A 5,549-nucleotide genomic window follows, 5' to 3' on the forward strand; every position below is an offset into this window, starting at 1 on the left:
TGGTAGGGAAAGTCGGCGACCGAGGCGCCTGCGTCCCCGATGATCCGCACGGCTTCGGCCGCAGCGTCCTGCATCCGTTTTTTGGTCGCCGCGGCGTGCGCCGTGGCTTCGCCCACGATACGCGCCAGTTCCTCGCGCGGGCGGGCCGCCGAGAGTGCGTCCTTGTTTTTCTCCTTGAACAGCTCGCCTCCCAGCGTGAGGATGCCGTCGCGGATGTCCCATTTCTTGCCTTCGTCAATGCGCTCCTGCACGAAGTCCGTGAGCCAGCGCTGCAGGTCGCGGTCGGTGGTGATCTGCTCGATGAGCGTGTCGGCGCTCTTGGTCAGCACCGAGGCCGTTTCGATCTCGACGTTGTAATTGAGGTCGATGCCCAGCTCCTTGATGAAGGCGCGCAGGATGCGCTGGAAGAAGGTGTCGATCGTCAGCACCGTGAAGCGCGAATAGTCGTGCAGGATCTTCGACCGCACCTCCCGGGCGCGTCGGCGCACCGTGGCGGCATCGAGCGACAATTCGCGGCAGAGGTTGTCGAGGTAGGAGCTCGGCTGTCCCGAGGCCAGCAGGTGGATCTCCTTGAGGATGCGCGATTTCATCTCCTCGGTGGCCTTGTTGGTGAAGGTCACGGCGAGGATGTGGCGGTAAATGCCGGGCTGTTCGACCACGTCGCGCACGTATTTGTACGCCAACTGGTAGGTCTTGCCCGACCCCGCGCTTGCATTCAGAATTCTCGCCCTCACTGTCCGAAATGTCGTTTTAGGTAGTAAAAGTACAAAACAAATCCCGAACGGCAAACCGGGGTTCGCAATAATTTTGTATTTTAGCGACGTATTTAAACCTACAATGTATGAAGAAGATGATTCTGAGCGCCGTGATGCTGGTTTTCGCAGCCTCCGGCCGTGCACAGGAGGCGGGTGCCGCAAGTCCTACGGAACATAACGAGTGGCTGACCACGTTCGAGGCCGTCGCGGTGGATGCCGACCTGGATATCAAATTCGTGAAAGTCCCCGACACCGAGGCCCCCAAGATCGTATACGACACGAAAGGTTCCTATACTTCGAAATTCCGCGCCGAGGTGAAGGACAAAACCCTGCGTATCAGCGAGAGGCCCGATTCGCGCCGTCCCGACCGCACCGAGGTGACGGTCTATTACAATACGTTGCAGTCCGTTTCGCTGTCGGGCGCCGCAGCCGTGTTCGAGGGGACGGTGGATGCGGTGCAGCTCGACCTGACGCTGGGGCGCAAGGCGTCGCTCACAGCGGCGTTCGATGTCAAAGACCTCAGGATGGAGCTCACGGGCGGCAGCAGCGCGACGCTCACCGGCAAGGCGAGCTACCTGACGCTGTTCGCTTCGACGGGCAGGGTCGCGGCCTCGGGGCTGGAGGTGATGTCGGCCGAGGTCAATGCCCAGAGCAAGGCCGACGTGTCGCTGTGGATCACCGACCGGTTCATCGGCAAGACCACGACTAACGCCCGTATCACCTATAAGGGGCAGCCTGCCGTCGTGCGCGGCGGCGCCAAGTTCATGGGCGGTGAGATCAGCCACGTAGAATAGTCTCATGGAACAATAATGCGAAGGGGGCTTCCGGATCCCGGGCGGACAATACCGCCGGGGAAGTCGCCGGGGCTGTCCGAACTGCTATGAAGGGATTTCTGGAGGAGGTGGCCGCCGACCTGTATGCGCGCTATGGCGAGGGACTGTCCGAACGGGCGGTGCTCTTCCCGTCGCGGCGTGCGCGGCTGTTTTTCGTCGATGCCCTGGGGCGTATCGCCGGGCGTCCGATGTGGCAGCCCGAATGGGTGACGATCGACGACCTGACGGGCGAAATATCGGGGCTGCATACGGGCGACCGCGTGCGGCTCATCACCGAGCTTTACAAAGTCTACTCGGCCTACCACAACGAACCCTTCGACAAGTTCTATTTCTGGGGCGATATGCTCCTCACGGACTTCGATACGATCGACAAATACCTGATCGACGCGCAGATGCTCTTCCGCAACATCTCGGAGATCAAGGAGATCGAAGCCGATATTTCCTACCTCACGCCCGCGCAGCTGCGCATCCTTTCGTTCTGGTCCTCGTTCGGCGAGCAGGCCGACCTTTCGGAGGAGAAACGCCGTTTTCTGGCGATCTGGAAGACCCTCGGCCCCATCTACCGCCGCTTCCGGGAGCGTCTCTCGTCGCTCGGCATCGCCTACAACGGCATGGTGCAGCGCGCCGCCGCCGACCGCATCCGCGGGGGCGGGTTCGCCTTCCCCGAGCCCCGGCGTTATGTCGTGGCGGGGTTCAACGCCCTTTCCGAGTGCGAGAAGCGCCTTTTCGGGTTCCTCGCCACGGCGGCCGAAACCGATTTTTACTGGGACTACGACTCTTATTATAAGGACGACCCCGAACAGGAGGCGGGTATGTTCGTGCGTTCGAACGTGGCGCAGTTCCCACCCCGCACGGAACTTCGGTACGACAACATGCGGGGAGAGAAGCAGATCGTGTCGGTCGCCGCCGTCTCGAACGCCGTGCAGTGCAAGTATGCCGCGGCGATCCTCGCCGATCTGGCCCGCCGCCGCAGGGAGGAAGACTCCGGCATCGCCGCGGGCGCCAGGCCCGCGCTGGGCAAGGAGACCGCCGTGGTGCTTACCGACGAGAACCTGTTGCTGCCGTTGCTGTACGCCCTGCCCGCCGACATCGGACGGGTGAACGTGACGATGGGCTTCCCCCTGCGGCAGAGCCTGGCCTACACGTTCGTCGAGCGTCTGGTGGAGTTGCAGAACCACCGCCGCCGCAAGGGCGACGGCTGCACGTTCTACCATGCCGACGTCGCCGGCATCCTCGCACACCCCTATGTGGCCGAGTGCGACGCCGCACTCACGCGCACGATGCACGAGGAGATCGTCCGTGACCGCCGCATTTCGGTCGATGCCGCGTGGCTGGGCCGCAACGAACTGCTGAAACGGATCTTTACGCCCGCCGCGACGTGGCGCGAGTTGTCCGACTACATGCTGGACGTGGTCGCCGCCGTGGCGCGCCAGCCCTACGAGGGCGACGATGCACGGCAGCGGGTCGAATTCCTGGCGGTCATCGCCGAGCAGGTCACCAAGTTGCGCAACTCGCTCGACGAGTGCGATATCGACCTTACGGCCGAGGTCTACACCTCGTTGCTGCGCCGGCACTTGCAGACGCTGCGCATCCCCTTCGAGGGCGAGCCGCTGGAGGGCATCCAGATCATGGGGATCCTCGAGACCCGCAACCTCGATTTCGAAAACGTCATCATCCTTTCGATGAACGACGACAATTTCCCCGGCAATCATATGGCGCAGGCGTCGTTCATCCCCTGCAACCTGCGTGCGGCCTACGAGCTGCCCACGCCCGAGCACCACGAGGGCGTCTATGCCTACTATTTCTACCGCCTGATCCAGCGCGCCAAGACCGTCCACATGCTCTATTGCTCGCACGCCGACGACAAGTCGACGGGCGAGCCGAGCCGCTATATCTACCAGTTGGACTACGAGAGCGGCTTCGACGTGCGCAAGGTCGAAGTGGGGGTGGACGTCAACCTGGCCGAAACGGCGCCGATCGAGGTGCCCAAGGACGAAGGGGTGATGGCCCGGCTGGAGCGTTTCGTCGACGCCCAAAGCCCTGCGACGCTCTCGCCGACGGCGTTTTTCCGCTACGTGGCCTGCCCCTTGCGCTTCTATTTCCATTCCATAGCCCGCTTGGAGGCCGATGACGAAATTTCCGAGGAGGTCGATGCCCCGATGTTCGGTACGATCCTCCATGCCGCCGTGCAGACGCTTTACGCCCGCATCGCGGGGGAGGCGCATCCCGGTGAAACCCTGCGTGCGATGATCCGTACGGGCGAAGTGGCGCAGGCGGTCGAGGCGGCCATCAACGAGAACTATTTGCAGGATAAACATGCTACGGCCGAGGATTATTCGGGCAACCTGCTGCTGGTGAAGGACATCGTGATCCGTTACCTGCGGGGCGGGGTGATGCCCTACGACGCTGCGCACGATGCTTTCGCCGTGTCGGGGCTGGAGGAGCCCGTGGCCTATCCGTTCCGCTTCCGCGCGGGCGGGCGCGACCTGGAGATGAAATTCGCCGGCATCGCTGACCGTATCGACACGCTCGACGACGGGGCGCTGAGGGTGGTGGACTACAAGACCGGGGCGCCGCACCTCGAATTCGACGGCGTGGAGAGCCTGTTCACGGGCACGGGCAAACAACGCCTTTCGAACATCCTGCAAACGCTGCTCTACGCGATGATGCTGCACCGGTCGCGCGGCTGCGACGTCGAACCGGCACTCTATTACGTCCGCAACATGAACCGCCCCGGCTATTCGCCGCAGCTGGACGACAAGCAAACGGGGGTGAAGGGGGCGCGCTATACGCTTTACCGCGAGCGTTTCGAGGAACTGCTGCGCGCGCAGCTCGCCGAACTCTACGACACCTCGGTTCCGTTCCGCCAGTGCGAGGATGCCGATACCTGCAAGTACTGCGACTTCAACGTGATCTGCAAGCGGTGAGGATGAGCAAGGGGGGGGCTTCCTTCGGGGAGCCGTCCAGGCAGAAATGCTCTTTGGCCTGCCCGTCACTTTTAACTGCCGGTATCGCTGCCGGTTATTCCTTTTCTGCTTTTCGGCTCCGGCGGATTGCATAATAGCGGAGCAGGTCGTCGTCGATGGCGGTTCGGTGGTCTGTAATTACCTGTATGTCATTGTCCTCGAAATCGAAATCCATGTGCCGTATTTTCGAGAGGCCGGATATGTCAAGCAGGAGCAATGGGTTTTGCCATGCTGACAAAAAATGCAATGCCGTATTTTCGGAGAGGTCGAGCTTCGCCAGGCTATTTCGGCTACAGTCCAATTTGGCCAATGCCCTATTTTCGGAGAGGTCGAGCCTTATTAACTTGTTTTTGCTGCAATCCAATACCTTCAGCTCCGTATTTTCGAAGAGGTCGAGTGTCGCTAATTCGTTTATGTTGCAGTACAATTCCGTCAATGCTTTGTTTTTGGAGAGATCGAGTGCTGCCAATCGGTTACATGTGCAATACAATACGTTCAACTCCGTATTTTGGGTCAGGTCGAGTTTTGTCAATTGATTTTGGCTACAGTCCAATTTTGCCAATGCCTTGTTTCCGGCAAGGTCGAGCGCCTTTATCCTGTTCCAACTACAGTCCAATGTGTCCAATGCTGTATTTTCGGAGAGGTCGAGCGCAGCCAGATTATTCCAGTTGCATGTGAGTTTTCCGAGGTTTTTGAAGTATTCGACGCCCGTGAGCGATTCGATCAGGGGCGTGTCGGCTGTTTCTGCGTCGACGTCGATAGCGAATACGGCATCTGCCTCTTCGCGGCTGATTTTCCCGTTCCGATCCGTGTCGAATCTGCCGAGCACATAAGCGCGAAAAACCGGATCCGGAATTGTGCCTCCGTCCCAAAAAACCGGGGGATTCGCGGATCCCTGCCCGTTTTGGCAGGAAACGGTCGTGATGGAATACGCAAGAACCATCAATGCTGTAATGGGGGATAGCCGTTTCATGGGATTACTAAGATATGCAGTT

Annotated in this window: 4 protein-coding genes; 2 read left to right on the forward strand and 2 right to left on the reverse strand. The window is 60.4% G+C overall.

Annotation, left to right across the window (positions count from 1 at the left end; all coding sequences use genetic code 11):
• The coding region (locus tag QVP03_RS03495; RefSeq protein ID WP_288210621.1) for a UvrD-helicase domain-containing protein at nt 1–734 on the reverse strand (734 nt) is incomplete at its 3' end.
• 107 nt (nt 735–841) lie between these two features.
• Between QVP03_RS03495 and QVP03_RS03500 the strand changes: the two genes are divergently transcribed.
• Nucleotides 842–1,549, forward strand: a complete 708-nt coding sequence (locus QVP03_RS03500) for a GIN domain-containing protein (RefSeq protein ID WP_022332220.1) — start codon at nt 842–844, stop codon at nt 1,547–1,549.
• Nucleotides 1,550–1,635: 86 nt separating this feature from the next.
• Complete coding sequence (locus tag QVP03_RS03505; protein ID WP_022332221.1) at nt 1,636–4,515, forward strand: PD-(D/E)XK nuclease family protein; 2,880 nt, start codon at nt 1,636–1,638, stop codon at nt 4,513–4,515.
• A gap of 94 nt (nt 4,516–4,609) precedes the next feature.
• Here the strand turns inward: QVP03_RS03505 and QVP03_RS03510 are convergent.
• On the reverse strand, nt 4,610–5,549 hold a 940-nt coding region (locus QVP03_RS03510), incomplete at its 5' end, for a leucine-rich repeat domain-containing protein (protein ID WP_369677385.1).

The organism is Alistipes sp. CAG:29 (genome assembly GCF_000435435.1).
Classification (GTDB): Bacteria; Bacteroidota; Bacteroidia; order Bacteroidales; family Rikenellaceae; genus Alistipes; species Alistipes onderdonkii.

Bases quoted from the DNA above. Each gene is read 5' to 3' on its own strand.
- QVP03_RS03500 (WP_022332220.1), top strand. From the start codon at position 842: ATGAAGAAGATGATTCTGAGCGCCGTGATGCTGGTTTTCGCAGCCTCC.
- QVP03_RS03505 (WP_022332221.1), top strand. From the start codon at position 1,636: ATGAAGGGATTTCTGGAGGAGGTGGCCGCCGACCTGTATGCGCGCTAT.